12 protein-coding genes are annotated in these 12,764 nt (G+C 67.1%); 6 read left to right on the top strand and 6 right to left on the bottom strand.

What is annotated here, in order from left to right; all coding sequences use genetic code 11:
• The first annotated feature begins 2 nt into the window (after positions 1–2).
• From BLQ58_RS07720 to BLQ58_RS07700, 5 genes are all read left to right on the top strand, one after another.
• Entirely contained in the window at positions 3–917 is a 915-nt protein-coding gene (locus BLQ58_RS07720; protein ID WP_175459857.1) for an amino acid ABC transporter substrate-binding protein, read from the top strand.
• Positions 918–1,223: 306 nt separating this feature from the next.
• Positions 1,224–3,530 (top strand): FdhF/YdeP family oxidoreductase, encoded by a 2,307-nt coding sequence (locus tag BLQ58_RS07715; RefSeq protein WP_092595938.1) that lies wholly within the window; start codon positions 1,224–1,226, stop codon positions 3,528–3,530.
• Positions 3,531–3,558: 28 nt separating this feature from the next.
• The gene (fdhD, locus tag BLQ58_RS07710; protein WP_092595935.1) at positions 3,559–4,389 is read left to right on the top strand and encodes a formate dehydrogenase accessory sulfurtransferase FdhD; all 831 of its coding nucleotides are present in this window, start codon (positions 3,559–3,561) and stop codon (positions 4,387–4,389) included.
• Between the two features lie 50 nt (positions 4,390–4,439).
• A complete protein-coding gene (locus BLQ58_RS07705; RefSeq protein WP_092595932.1) occupies positions 4,440–5,876 on the top strand; it encodes an aminotransferase-like domain-containing protein in 1,437 nt (478 codons plus the stop codon).
• Positions 5,873–6,202: an ArsR family transcriptional regulator gene (locus BLQ58_RS07700; protein WP_254775836.1), complete on the top strand. Its 330-nt coding sequence runs from the start codon at positions 5,873–5,875 to the stop codon at positions 6,200–6,202. Before BLQ58_RS07705 ends, BLQ58_RS07700 begins: the two co-directional genes overlap by 4 nt.
• Before the next feature lie 54 nt (positions 6,203–6,256).
• Here the strand turns inward: BLQ58_RS07700 and BLQ58_RS07695 are convergent, their stop codons facing one another.
• Genes BLQ58_RS07695 through wrbA form a run of 3 tightly spaced genes read right to left on the bottom strand, consistent with a single transcriptional unit; the run spans position 6,257 to position 8,687 of the window.
• Positions 6,257–7,681, bottom strand: a complete 1,425-nt coding sequence (locus tag BLQ58_RS07695) for an FAD-binding oxidoreductase (RefSeq protein WP_092596464.1) — start codon at positions 7,679–7,681, stop codon at positions 6,257–6,259.
• Between the two features lie 14 nt (positions 7,682–7,695).
• The gene (locus tag BLQ58_RS07690) at positions 7,696–8,094 is read right to left on the bottom strand and encodes a DUF2069 domain-containing protein (protein ID WP_092595929.1); all 399 of its coding nucleotides are present in this window, start codon (positions 8,092–8,094) and stop codon (positions 7,696–7,698) included.
• Entirely contained in the window at positions 8,091–8,687 is a 597-nt protein-coding gene (gene wrbA / locus BLQ58_RS07685; protein WP_092595927.1) for an NAD(P)H:quinone oxidoreductase, read from the bottom strand. The genes BLQ58_RS07690 and wrbA overlap by 4 nt, the downstream gene beginning before the upstream one ends.
• A 224-nt stretch (positions 8,688–8,911) precedes the next feature.
• Between wrbA and BLQ58_RS07680 the strand changes: the two genes are divergently transcribed.
• Positions 8,912–10,243: a YihY family inner membrane protein gene (locus tag BLQ58_RS07680; RefSeq protein ID WP_092595924.1), complete on the top strand. Its 1,332-nt coding sequence runs from the start codon at positions 8,912–8,914 to the stop codon at positions 10,241–10,243.
• Between the two features lie 34 nt (positions 10,244–10,277).
• On the opposite strand, the gene BLQ58_RS07675 is transcribed toward BLQ58_RS07680, so the two are convergent.
• From BLQ58_RS07675 to BLQ58_RS07665, 3 genes are read right to left on the bottom strand one after another with little or no spacing between them, the layout of a single operon-like run.
• Complete coding sequence (locus BLQ58_RS07675) at positions 10,278–10,595, bottom strand: Mpo1-like protein (RefSeq protein ID WP_092595921.1); 318 nt, start codon at positions 10,593–10,595, stop codon at positions 10,278–10,280.
• Positions 10,596–10,631: 36 nt separating this feature from the next.
• A complete protein-coding gene (locus BLQ58_RS07670; RefSeq protein ID WP_092595918.1) occupies positions 10,632–11,447 on the bottom strand; it encodes an alpha/beta fold hydrolase in 816 nt (271 codons plus the stop codon).
• Positions 11,447–12,757, bottom strand: a complete 1,311-nt coding sequence (locus tag BLQ58_RS07665) for an O-acetylhomoserine aminocarboxypropyltransferase (protein WP_092595915.1) — start codon at positions 12,755–12,757, stop codon at positions 11,447–11,449. The genes BLQ58_RS07670 and BLQ58_RS07665 overlap by 1 nt, the downstream gene beginning before the upstream one ends.
• Between the last annotated feature and the right edge of the window lie 7 nt (positions 12,758–12,764).

Raw genomic sequence — 12,764 nt, 5'->3', positions numbered from 1 at the left:
CCATGCGCGCATCCGTCCGGAAGCTGGTGGCAAGGGGCCTGGCCGCGCTGATGCTGCTGGGCTGGGGCGCGATGGCTGCCCACGCGCAGGACGCCGTGGCGCTGTCCGGCACGCTGAAGAAGGCCAGGGACACCGGCGTGCTGACCATCGGCTACCGGGAGTCGTCGCTGCCGTTCTCGTATCTGAATCAGGCAAAGCGGCCGATCGGCTATTCGATCGATATCTGCCAGGCCATCGTCGAAGCCGCCGCCGCGGAGATCAGCCGCAACCTGACCGTGCAATGGGTGCCGGTGACGTCCGAAAATCGCTTCGACGCCATCACGTCGGGCAAGGCCGACCTGGAATGCGGATCGACCACGCGCAATGCCGAACGCATGCGCACGGTGGCGTTTTCGCCGGTGATCTTCGTGGCGGGCACCAAGCTGATGGTGCCGCGCAATTCGCCGGTGAAGACCTTCCGCGACCTCAAGGGCAAGACCGTGGTGGCCACGGCCGGCACCACCAATGCCAGCGCCATCGAGGACCTGTCCACGCGCTTCAACCTGGGCATCAAGCTGATCCGCGCCCGCGACCACGCCGATGCCTTCGAGGTGATGCGCCACGGCGGCGCCGATGCCTACGCCGGCGACGACGTGCTGCTGTACGGCTTCCTGGCCCACTACAACGCCGGCAAGCAGTTCATCGTGACCAGTGAATTCCTGTCCTACGACCCCTACGGCATCATGCTGCGCCGGGGCGATCCGCAGTTCGCGGCCGTGGTCGACAAGGCCGTGCGCGACCTGATCACCTCGGGCGAGCTGGGCCGCCTTTACAAGCAGTGGTTCCTGAACCGGCTACCCACCGGCGAGCGCCTGGGCATCCCGATGAGCGCGCAGCTGGAGGACATCATCGATGCCACGCCGCAGCAGCCGGAGTAGCGGAAAGGGGGGCGCTGCCGCTTCTTATCACAAGCCTATTCCCTGAAATATGCCGTGTAAGGCATATTGTCCGCCGACTAAATCATGAGGATGCGGTGTGGATGCACCACACTCATGCAGAATCAGTAAGCACAGTTAAGCGTTTGTGCACTGCGATGGCGCAAACTGTACTCTTCCGGCGGTACCTGTTCTGTACGTCCCTCGCGTCACATTCCGGGCCTAGTCTGCAACCATCGCAGCGAGCGTCCGGACATCACACGGAAAACCGGGCCGGGCACTCGGGCTTTTGTTCTGGAAGTCGCCCCCATGAGTACTCCCACGCCCGAAAAGGGGCATATCGCCCCCTACACGCACCCGGCCGCCGGCTGGGGTGCGCTCAAGCAGGTCGCCATCAACCTGGTCAAGGAAAAGGTTGCCGGCGGCAAATACAGGACGCTGTTCAAGCAGAACCAGCCGGACGGTTTCGACTGTCCGGGCTGCGCCTGGCCCGACCGCCAGCACGCGTCCACGTTCGAGTTTTGCGAGAACGGCGTCAAGGCCGTGGCTGCCGAGGCCACCAGCAAGCGCGTGACCAACGAGTTTTTCGCGAAATACACGGTCACGGAGCTGATGCAGCAGTCGGACTACGAACTGGAACAGCACGGCCGCCTGACCTATCCGGTGCGGTACGACGCCGCCACCGACAAGTACGTGCCGGTGGCGTGGGACGACGCGTTCCGCCTGATCGCCGATCACCTGCGCCGCCTGGACAGCCCCGACGCCGCCACGTTCTACACCTCGGGCCGCGCCAGCAACGAAGCCGCGTTCCTGTTCCAGCTGTTCGTGCGCATGTACGGCACCAACAACTTCCCGGACTGCTCGAACATGTGTCACGAGGCCACCAGCCGGGGCCTGCCGGTGACGGTGGGCGTGGGCAAGGCCACGGTGCTGCTCGACGACTTCCAGCTGGCCGACACGATCATGGTGTGGGGCCAGAACCCGGCCACCAACCATCCGCGCATGCTCAACGAACTGCGCGATGCGTCAAGGCGCGGCGCGAAGATCGTGTCGATCAACCCGCTCAAGGAGCGCGGCCTGGAGCGTTTTGTCAGTCCGCAGCATGTGACGGAAATGCTCGGTGGCAGCGGCACCCAGATTGCGTCGATGTTCGTGCGGCCCAAGCTGGCTGGCGACTTCGCGCTGCTCAAGGGCATTGGCAAGCGCGTGATCGAGCTTGACGACGCGGCCGTGGCCACCGGCGGCAAGCGCGTGGTCGATATCGCCTTCGTCAACGACCACACGGCCGGCTTCGAGGCATTCGCCGCCGACCTGCGCGCCGAGAGCTGGGCCGACATCGTGGCCGAATCGGGCGTGACGCGCGAGGATATCGACGCGCTGGCCGACGTCTACGTCAACAGCGAGCGCACCATCATGTGCTGGGGCATGGGCCTGACGCAGCACAAGGAGAGCGTGCGCACGATCCAGCTGCTGTCCAACGTGATGATGCTGCGCGGCAATATCGGCCGGCCCGGTGCGGGCCTGATGCCGGTGCGCGGCCATTCGAACGTGCAGGGCGACCGCACGATGGGCATCGAGGAACAGCCCGACGACGCCTTCCTGGACCGCCTGGGCGCCACGTTCGGCTTCGAGCCGCCGCGCCACCATGGCCAGGATGTGGTGGCCGCCATCAACGCGATGCTCGAAGGCAAGGTCAAGGTGTTCGTGGGCCTGGGCGGCAATTTCTCGATCGCCACCCCGGACACGCCCCGTACCTGGCAGGCGCTGCGCCAGTGCGACCTGACCGTCAATATCGCCACCAAGCTGAACCGCAGCCACCTGGTGATCGGGCGCGATGCGCTGCTGCTGCCGACGCTGGGCCGCACCGAGGTGGACGAGCAGGGCGGCGTGCCGCAGGGCGTGACCGTGGAAGATTCGGTCTGCATGGTGCATATCTCGTATGGGATGAACAAGCCGGCGTCGCCGCACCTGCTGTCGGAAACCATGATCGTGGCGAGGATGGCGGACGCCACGCTGGGATCGAACAAGGTGGACTGGCTGTGGTTCGCGCAGGATTACGCGCGCATCCGCGACGCCATCGAAAAGGTGATTCCGGGCTTCGAGCGCTACAACGAGCGCGTGGCGCAGCCGGGCGGCTTCCACCTGACGCCGGCCTCGCGTAACCGCGTGTGGCGCACGGCGTCGGGCAAGGCGCAGTTCCTGGTGCACGCGATCGACCGCGACACGCCGATCAAGCGCGCCCGCGCCAAGTACGGCGACGACCTGCTGGTGATGATGACCACGCGCTCGCACGACCAGTACAACACCACGATCTATGGCCTGGACGACCGCTATCGCGGCGTGTTCGGCCTGCGCCGCGTGGTGTTCATCAACCGCGCTGATCGCGAGCGGCTCGGGTTTGCAGAGGGCGAACGTGTAAATATCACCAGTGTCTGGGAAGACGACGTGACGCGCCATGTGCAAGACTTCCTGCTCGTCGACTACGACATTCCGGCCGGTTGCCTGGGCGCGTACTATCCGGAGACGAATCCGCTGGTGCCGCTGGAAAGCATCGGCGACCGGTCGGGCACGCCCACGTCGAAGTCGATCCCGGTGCTGCTGCAGCGCGCCGGGTAAGGCTGAAGTCCACCGCAGGGGGTAGTACATGGCCGAACGCGGCTACATCACGCGCGAGGTTCGCCGCCACCAGGGCGACGCCGTCGCGCTGGAGATCGACAACGTGGCCGAGGAAATACCGGTCGCGCTGGTCTACAACGACATCTCGCATGCGGTGATGATGGCCACGCCGCTGGACCTGGAGGCGTTCGCGGTCGGCTTTTCGCTGACCGAGGGCATTGTCGACAGCGTGCGCGAGATCTACGACGTCGAGGTGCAGCCCGGCTGCGATGGCATCGAGGTACGCCTGCAGATCAGCCAGCGAGCCTTCATGGCCATGAAGGAACGCCGCCGCACGCTGGCCGGCCGTACCGGCTGCGGCGTCTGCGGCATCGAGAGCCTGGCCCTGCTCGACCTGGTGCCCGAGCCGCTGGCAACGGCGCGCACCATCGCGCCGACGGCGGCCATGATCCGGCACGCGGCCGATGCGCTGCGCGCCCGCCAGCAGCTGATGGCGGCCACCGGCGGCGTTCACGCCGCGGCGTGGTGCGGGGCCGATGGCCAGTTGCGTGCGGTGTTCGAGGACGTGGGGCGCCACAACGCGCTGGACAAGCTGATCGGCCATCTGGCCCGGGCGCGCGAAGCCTTCGGCGACGGGTTCGTATTCCTGTCCAGCCGGGCCAGCTACGAACTGGTGCGCAAGGCCGCACGCATGCAGATTCCGATGCTGGCGACGATCTCGGCGCCGACCTCGCTGGCCATCCGCATCGCGGAACAGGCCGGCGTGCGGCTGCTGAGCTTTTGCCGCCAGGATGGCTTCGTCGAATACACTTCGCCTGAATCCGTATTAGCATCCGATTCGCTGGTGGCCGCAGGCTGACGCCTGGGTCGTCCGGCGCCCCCGGACCATCCAGAAAAGGCGAAGACCCGTTGGCAACCGCAACCCTGTACGAAAAGCTCGCGGCCGATATCGAGGCGCTGGTGCAGCAGGGCGTGCTGCTGCCCGGCGAAAAGATCCCGTCAGTGCGCCAGGCGGCCCAGCACCACCGGCTGAGCATCACCACGGTCATCCGCGCCTATCTGCTGCTGGAATCGCGTGGCATCCTGGAAAGCCGGCCCCAATCCGGCTACTTTGTGCGGGCCCGGCCCGGCGAGCCGGCCATCGACCTGCAGCCCACGCGCCCGGCCGCGCGGCCGTCGGCCGTGGATGTCAGCGCGCTGGTGCTGTCCACGCTGCGCTCGATCCGCGCCGATGACGCCGTGCCGCTGGGCTCGCCATACCCTGACCCGAAGCTGTATCCGTGGCAGCGCATCATCCAGTACGCCAACGCCATCGGCAAACGCTATGACACCTGGAGCGTGCTCGATGACCTGCCGCCGGGGTCGCCGGAGCTGATCCGGCAGATCACGCGCCGCTATCTGGAAAACGGCTACACGGCCGATCCGAACGAGGTTGTCGTGACGATTGGCGCGACCGAGGCCATCAACCTGTGCCTGCAGGCCGTGGCAAGGCCGGGCGACACGATCGCCGTGGAGTCGCCCACCTACTACGCGATGCTGCACGCCATCGAACGGCTGGGCATGCGCGCCGTGGAGGTGGCCACCGATCCCGTGGAAGGCATCGACGTGCAGGCGCTGGCCCGGCTGATCGACGAGCGGCCCGTAGCCGCCTGCATGGTCATGCCGAATTTCCAGAATCCGCTGGGCTTCCAGATGTCCGACGCGCGCAAGCAGGCGCTGGTGACCCTGCTGACCGAGCGCGACATCCCGGTCATCGAGAACGACGTCTATGGCGAGCTGTACTACGGCGATGCCCATCCAACTTCGCTGAAATCCTATGACACGGCCGGCATCGTGCTGCACTGCTCGTCGTTCTCGAAGACGCTGACCAATGCCTACCGCATTGGCTGGGCGCTGCCCGGGCGGTACAAGGAGAAAGTGGAGCGGCTCAAGTTCCTGAACACGCTGACCACCTCGACGATTCCGCAGCTGGCCATCGCCGAGTTCCTGCGCCGCGATGGCTACGACTATCACCTGCGCCGCGTGCGCAAGGCCTACGCCCAGCAGGCCAACATCATGGCGGCCTCCGTGCGGCGGTTTTTCCCGGCGGGCACGCGGGTGTCGCGCCCGGCCGGCGGCTATGTGCTGTGGGTGGAACTGCCCGAAGAGGTGGACGCCATGGCGCTGTACCACGCCGCGCTGGAGCGGCGCATCACGGTGGCGCCGGGGCACATCTTCTCGCCGGTGCCCAGCTACACGAACTGCATCCGCCTGAACTACAGCGGCGCCTGGTCGGAAGAGGTGGAAGCCGCCGTGATCACGCTGGGCAAGCTCGTGGCGACATTACAAGAAAGGGAGACGACATGACGAACGACGCGGCAGACGACATGCCGGAAGGCGAGGACGATGACCTGGACCCCGTGGTAGGGGCGATCCTCAAGACGCTGTGGGACCACGGCCAGAGCGGGGCCGACAAGGATCTGTCCCTGGCCCGGCTGAGCAAGCGTGCCAGCGTGCAGATGAGCGTACTGCGGCGCGTGCTGACCCAGTTGGGGGCCGCCGATCTGGTCGACACGGTCATCGAGGAAGACGGGCGCGGCACGGCGCGGCTGACCGACGAAGGTCAGGCGGTGTGCGGCCAGCTGTTTGGCGAGCCGGATGGCGGCGACGCGGCGCCGCCGGTGCTGCATTGAAGGCGTTGATGGCTCCCCCTCTCCCATGCACGGGGGAAGGGGGGCGATATACCGTCACACTACCTTGCCGGGATTCATCAGTCTCTGCGGGTCCAGCGCCTGCTTGATCGCGCGCATCATGGCCAGTTCGACGTCGCTCTTGTAGCGGCGGTTTTCCTCCAGCTTGAGCTGGCCCAGGCCGTGTTCGGCCGAGATCGATCCGTTATGGGCGTGGACGCTGTTGTGGACGATCAGGTTGATGGCGTCCTGGTGCTTCAGGAACTGATCGTTGTCCACGCCGACCGGCGGCGACACGTTGTAGTGCAGGTTGCCGTCGCCCAGGTGGCCGAACGTGACCATGCGCGACCCGGGGAAGGCGTCCTGCAGCAGCGCGTCGGTGGTTTCAATGAAATCGGCCACGCGCGAGATGGGCACGGCGATGTCGTGCTTGACGTTCTTGCCTTCTTCCACCTGGGCCAGCGGAATATGCTCGCGCAGGTTCCAGAAATCGCGCGACTGCTGCACCGATTCCGCCACCACCGCGTCGGTCACCACGCCGGCGTCGAAGGCCGCTTCCATCATGGTCTCGAAGATGTGCCGCGCGTGGTCCTCGCTCTCGCTGTCGGACAGTTCCAGCAACACCAGTTGCGGATGGTGCTCGCTGAACGGATAGCGCAGCTGCGGAAAGTGCTTGGTCACCAGGTCGATGCACATGGCCGACATCAGCTCGAAGCCGGTGAGCATGGCGCTGGCGTGCGACTGGGCGATGGCCAGCAGGGCCAGCGCGGCGCGCGGGCTCTTGACCGCGGCCAGCGCCGTCACGCGGGCGCGCGGCGCCGGGAACAGCTTCATCACGGCGGCGGTGATGATGCCGAGCGTGCCTTCGGCGCCGATGAACAGATCGCGCAGGTCGTAGCCGGTATTGTCCTTGCGCAGCCCGCGCAAGCCGTCCCAGACCTCGCCGCGTACGTTGACCACCTCCAGCCCCAGGCACAGTTCGCGCGTATTGCCATAGCGCAGCACGGCCGTGCCGCCCGCATTGGTGGACAGGTTGCCGCCGATGGTGCAGCTGCCCTCGGCCGCCAGCGACAGCGGAAACAGGCGCCCATGCTCGCGCGCCACGTCCTGCAGCTGCTGCAGGATCACGCCGGCTTCCACGGTGATCGTGTTGTTGAGCGGGTCCACCTGGCGCACGCGGTTCATGCGCTGCAGCGACAGCACCACCGCGCCCCTTGCGGCCGATTCGCCGGCCCCGGGCGTGGCGCCGCCGCACAGCCCGGTGTTGCCGCCCTGCGGCACCACGGCCAGCTTGTGCGCGTGGCAGGCATGCATCACGGCGGCCACTTCCTCGGTGGTGCCGGGACGCAGCACGGCCAGCGCGTCGCCGGTATAGCGGCGGCGCCAGTCCGTCAGGTATGGCGCCTTGTCGGCCGCATCGGTCAGCACGTTTTGCGGACCGATGGCGGCGCGGCAGAGATCGAGGAACGAGTCGGAATGCACGGCGGTCATGGCAATCAGGAGGGTTGGGACGTTTTGGCGATGGCCTTGGCGCGGCGCTTGTAGGGCCGCAGGTACAGGATCGTGGCGACGAAGAACACCAGCGTCAGGGCCACCTCGCCCCATGCCAGCCACGACGACGGGGCGCGGTCGCTGGTGGCGCGCACGATGCCTTCGGTGAAGTACAGCAGGATCAGCATCGACGACCATTGCATGGTGTAGCGGTTGCGCGTCCAGACGCCGCGCACCACCGGCAGCAGCAGCACGCACTTCAGGACCAGCCACGATCCGCCCGGGCGCAGGGGCGCCAGCACCCATTCCCAGGCGATGCATAGCGCGATCAGCGCGATCAGGCTGGCCAGGCTCAGGCGCCAGAGCGGCGGGCTGTGCAGCGAGCGATCGTCGGGCGTCTTCATCGTGCGGCCAGCTTCAAGGCCGTCTGCGCCAGCCGGCGGCCCATGGCCGTGGCCAGCGCGGCTTCCTGGTCGGTGACCGGGCCGTGGTTGTCGACGTGAGCGTGATGGCTGGGTCCGTAAGGCGTGCCGCCGGCCGTGGTGGTCATCAGGCCGGCCTCGGAATAAGGCAGGCCGACGATCACCATGCCGTGGTGCAGCAACGGCAGCATCATCGACAGCAGCGTGGTTTCCTGGCCGCCATGCAGGCTACCGGTCGACGTGAACACGCAGGCCGGCTTGCCCGTCAGCGCGCCGGACAGCCACTGGGCGACCGTGCCATCGAGGAAATACTTCATCGGCGCGGCCATGTTGCCGAAGCGGGTGGGGCTGCCCAGCGCCAGGCCGGCGCATTCTTCGAGGTCTCGCAGTTCCGCGTAGGGCGCGCCTTCCGGCGGAATGTCGGGCGCGGTGGCCTCGCAGACGGTGGATACGGGCGGCACGGTACGCAGCCGGGCCTGGGCGCCGGGAACGCTTTCGATGCCGGTGGCGATCAGTTCGGCGAGTCTGCGGGTGGCGCCGTGGCGGCTGTAGTAAAGGACGAGGATGTCGGTCATGAGCGGGACAGGCGCGCCGGGCAGGGACCGGCAGGGGCCGGCGCCATGGATCAAGGTGGAGAACGGCGGAAACGGCGCCGCAGGACGATCCGCGTATTATAGTTGGGGCGCTGCCGGAAGTGACGCCCCCGATGCCGCGCACTGCCGTGCCGGTGCCCGGCCCCGGCGCGCAGCGACGGATCGGCGTCGCATCCTTATTTGACATCCACGGAGAAAGCCCCCGCATGTCCGCTGTCCGCATTGCCCGCCTGCGCAGGGAATGGAACCTGCAGAAGGTGCGCGCACTGGCCCGCTACGCGCTGCGCCGCGCTGGCGAAAACCGGCTGCCGCAGGTGGCCGCCAGCCTGACATTTACGACGTTCCTGTCCGTAGTGCCCGTGCTGACCGTGGCATTCGCGCTGCTGGCCGCGTTTCCGGTGTTTCGCGAGTTTCGGGGCCAGATCGAAGGCTTCCTGTTCCAGAACCTGATCCCGGGCGGCAATATCAGCGATTCGGTGTCGCGCTACCTTGGGCAGTTTTCCAAGAGCGCGCGCGGGCTGACCGCACTGGGGCTGGGCGGCCTGATGGTGACGTCGGTGCTGACCATGCTGACCGTGGAAGACGCGCTCAACGCCATCTGGCGTGTCAAGCGGCGGCGCCCGCTGGCCCAGCGGGTACTGGTGTTCTGGGCCGTGCTGACGCTGGGCCCGGTGCTGATCGGCGGCAGCCTGTCGGTCAGTTCGTACCTGATCTCGGTCTCGATGGGCTACGTCGGCAACCTGCCGTTCGGCATGAGCCTGGTGGTCGGCCTGATCCCGATCGGCCTGACCGCGCTGGCCTTTGCCTTCCTCTACATGGCTGTGCCGTATGCGTACGTGGATTGGCGCGACGCGATCTTCGCCGGCATCGTGGCCGCCGTGGCATTCGAGGTGGCCAAACGCGCCTTTGGCTATTTCATTACCCATATTCCGACCTACACGGCCGTCTACGGCACCTTTGCCGTGCTGCCGCTGTTCCTGCTGTGGATGTATGTGAGCTGGCTGGTGACGCTGCTGGGCGCCACCATCGCGGCGAACCTGCCGGTCATCCGCGAGGGCCACTGGCGCCGTCGCACGTTCGCGGGCAGCGAGTTCTTCGACGCGCTGGGCGTGCTCTACGTGCTGTACCGCGCCCGCGAGGAAGTGCCGCGCAGCGTGGGCGAGCTGGACATGGGGCGCAAGCTGCGGGTGGAGGCCGACTACCTGGCCGGGCTGCTGGCCAAGCTCAAGGCGCTGCACCTGGTGGGCAAGCTGCAGCAGGACCATGGCCAGGCACACTGGGCGCTGCTGTGCGACCCGTCGCAGGTGACGCTGCGCACGCTGCACGACCGGCTGGTGCTGAACATGGCGCGCCTGCCGCGCACGGCGCTGGCGCAGCAGATGCAGGGGGTGGAAGTGCTGCGCGGCATCCTGGACAACCCGCAGCTGGACCAGTCGCTGGAAGCCGTGTTTCGCGCCCAGACCGCCGATGCGGCCGCCAACGAAGCGGCAGGGCCGGTGATCCAGGCGGTGCCGCCGGGCCGGCACGGGCAGGGCTGAGCGCGCCGCTCAGGGCCCGCAAGCCGGCACGGATTCAGAACGGAATCTTGCCGCGCAGGATATCGGCATACATCACCCAGTCACCCATCAGGCTGTAGAACGGGTGCCGGAAGGTGGCCGGGCGGTTCTTCTCGAAGCCGAAATGCCCGACCCAGGCAAAGGCATAGCCCGATACCAGCGCGGCCAGCAGCCACCAGGCGTTGCCGGTGACCACCAGCGTGACCAGGCAGGCCAGCGCCAGCGTGGATCCGGCGAAATGCAGGCGCCGGCAGGTGCGGTCGCGGTGCTCGCTCAGGTAGTACGGATAGAAATCGGCAAAGCTGGCGAATTCCTTGGCATGGGCCTGGGCCATCGCAGTCTCCTGATTTTTGGTCTTTTTCCGATCCTTCTACAGTGTAGACCTTGCAAACGCGGCCAGCGCGTCGAGCACCTCGTCGGGTTTTTCGCCCATCATCGCGTGGCCGCTCGGCACTGTCACGACGCGGGCCCTGGGCATCTTGCCGGCCAGCGCCTGGGCCGCCTTCGGCGAGGTCATCATGTCCTTGCTGCCGACGATGAACAGTGCCGGACAGGCCACGGCCGCGGCGGCTTCGTCGCCATGTGCATAGCCGTTGCAGGCGGAGAAATCGGTGTGGAACACATGGGCGCCGGGGTTGCGGGCGCTCACGCGCTCCATCAGCCGCTGGCTGCCGCCGTGCATCCATGCGCCCGGCCCCGGCGACGACGGCTTGCTGGCCAGGCTGGAAATGGACCACTGGTTGACCATCGCGATGGCATCGCCTTCGCGGTGCAGCGCGGCGTCGAGCAGGGCGTCGGATACCTTCATGGGATAGGCGGTGGCCAGCAGCCCGATGCCGCGCACGGCCTGCGGATGGCGGGCCGCGCATTCGAGCGCGATCAGCGACCCCATGCTGTGGCCGACCACCAGCGCCGGGGCCGTGACGCCGGCTGCGCCGGCCAACGCCATGACCCAGTCGGCCATGTCCTCGACGGTGGTCAGCGGCGCGCCCGCGCTGCGGTTGTGGCCGGGCAGGTCCACGGCCAGCACCGAGAAGCCGTGATTGGCGAACCAGCGCGTCTGCAGCGCCCAGACACTGTGATCGTTCTGGGCGCCGTGGACGAAGATGGCGCAGGGCAGGGCGGGGTCGAACGGCTTGCCGCCCGTGTAGGCATAGGCCGCGTGGCCGGAGACGGTCAGTTTCATTACGCCTTGCCCCCCATGGCCTTTTCGGCGGCCTTGAGACCGCGTTTCAGGTCGTCGATCAGGTCGTCCGGATCTTCCAGGCCGATCGACAGCCGGATCGTACCTTCGCCAATGCCGGCGGCTTTCAGCGCAGCGGCGTCCATGCGGAAGTGCGTGGTCGACGCCGGGTGGATCACCAGCGAGCGGGCATCGCCCACATTGGCCAGATGCGAGAACAGCGCCAGGCTTTCGATAAAGCGTTGCCCGGCCTTGCGGTCGGCCTTCAGGTTGAAGCTGAACACGGCGCCGCAGCCGCGTGGCAGTAGCCGTTTCGCCAGTTCGTGGTCGGGGTGAGATTCCAGTTCGGGGTAGGCCACCGATTCCACCATCGGATGTCCGGCCAGGAACTGCACCACGCGGCGCGTATTGTCGACGTGGCGGCTCATGCGCAGCGGCAGCGTCTCGATGCCCTGCAGCAGTTGCCAGGCGGCCATCGGATTCATGCACGCGCCAAAGTCGCGCAGCCCTTCGCGGCGCGCGCGCAGCAGGAATGGCGCCACCGTGCTTTCCTCGGTGAAGACCATGTTGTGGAAGCCCTCGTACGGTTCGGACAATTCCGGGAATTTGCCTGATGCCTCGAAATCGAACGTGCCGCCTTCGGCCAGCACGCCGCCGATGGTGGTGCCGTGGCCGCCCAGGAACTTGGTGGCCGAGTGGTAGAGCAGGCCGGCGCCATGGTCGAACGGGCGCAGCAGGTAGGGCGTGGTGAACGTGGAATCCACCAGCAGCGGAATGCGGTGCTCCTGGCCAAGCTGGGCCACGGTGGCGATGTCCAGCACGTCCAGGCCGGGGTTGCCCAGCGTCTCGCCAAACAGCAGCTTCGTCTCCGGACGGATGGCGGCGCGCCAGGCATCGATATCGCGCGGATTGACGAAGGTGGTCTCGATGCCGAAGCGGCGCAGCGTGTAGTGCAACAAATTGTGCGAGCCGCCATACAGCGCGGTGGACGCCACGATATGCGAGCCGGCCCCCATCAGCGTGGCCACGGCGAGGTGCAGAGCGGCCTGGCCCGAGGCCGTGCCGATGGCTCCGGCGCCGTTTTCCAGCGCGGCCACGCGTTCCTCGAACACGGCGACGGTGGGGTTGCTGATGCGCGAATAGACGTGACCCGCGCGTTCCATGTTGAACAGCGACGCCGCGTGCTCGCTGTCGCGGAACACGAACGACGTGGTCAGGTGGATCGGTGTGGCACGGGCCCCGGTGGCGGGGTCGGGCGCGGCGCCGGCGTGCAGGGCCAGCGTGTCGAAACGGCTGCCAGACGATGTGGACATGGCGGGA

Source organism: Ralstonia sp. 25mfcol4.1 (assembly GCF_900104095.1).
Lineage (GTDB): Bacteria > Pseudomonadota > Gammaproteobacteria > Burkholderiales > Burkholderiaceae > Cupriavidus.
This window is presented reverse-complemented; position numbering and strand designations above follow the sequence as displayed.

What these genes read in the sequence shown, in the direction of transcription:
- BLQ58_RS07720 (WP_175459857.1), top strand. Translation starts at nt 3, where the DNA reads ATGCGCGCATCCGTCCGGAAGCTGGTGGCAAGGGGCCTGGCCGCGCTG.
- BLQ58_RS07715 (WP_092595938.1), top strand. Translation starts at nt 1,224, where the DNA reads ATGAGTACTCCCACGCCCGAAAAGGGGCATATCGCCCCCTACACGCAC.
- fdhD (WP_092595935.1), top strand. Translation starts at nt 3,559, where the DNA reads ATGGCCGAACGCGGCTACATCACGCGCGAGGTTCGCCGCCACCAGGGC.
- BLQ58_RS07700 (WP_254775836.1), top strand. Translation starts at nt 5,873, where the DNA reads ATGACGAACGACGCGGCAGACGACATGCCGGAAGGCGAGGACGATGAC.
- BLQ58_RS07690 (WP_092595929.1), bottom strand. Translation starts at nt 8,094, where the DNA reads ATGAAGACGCCCGACGATCGCTCGCTGCACAGCCCGCCGCTCTGGCGC.
- wrbA (WP_092595927.1), bottom strand. Translation starts at nt 8,687, where the DNA reads ATGACCGACATCCTCGTCCTTTACTACAGCCGCCACGGCGCCACCCGC.
- BLQ58_RS07680 (WP_092595924.1), top strand. Translation starts at nt 8,912, where the DNA reads ATGTCCGCTGTCCGCATTGCCCGCCTGCGCAGGGAATGGAACCTGCAG.
- BLQ58_RS07675 (WP_092595921.1), bottom strand. Translation starts at nt 10,595, where the DNA reads ATGGCCCAGGCCCATGCCAAGGAATTCGCCAGCTTTGCCGATTTCTAT.
- BLQ58_RS07670 (WP_092595918.1), bottom strand. Translation starts at nt 11,447, where the DNA reads ATGAAACTGACCGTCTCCGGCCACGCGGCCTATGCCTACACGGGCGGC.
- BLQ58_RS07665 (WP_092595915.1), bottom strand. Translation starts at nt 12,757, where the DNA reads ATGTCCACATCGTCTGGCAGCCGTTTCGACACGCTGGCCCTGCACGCC.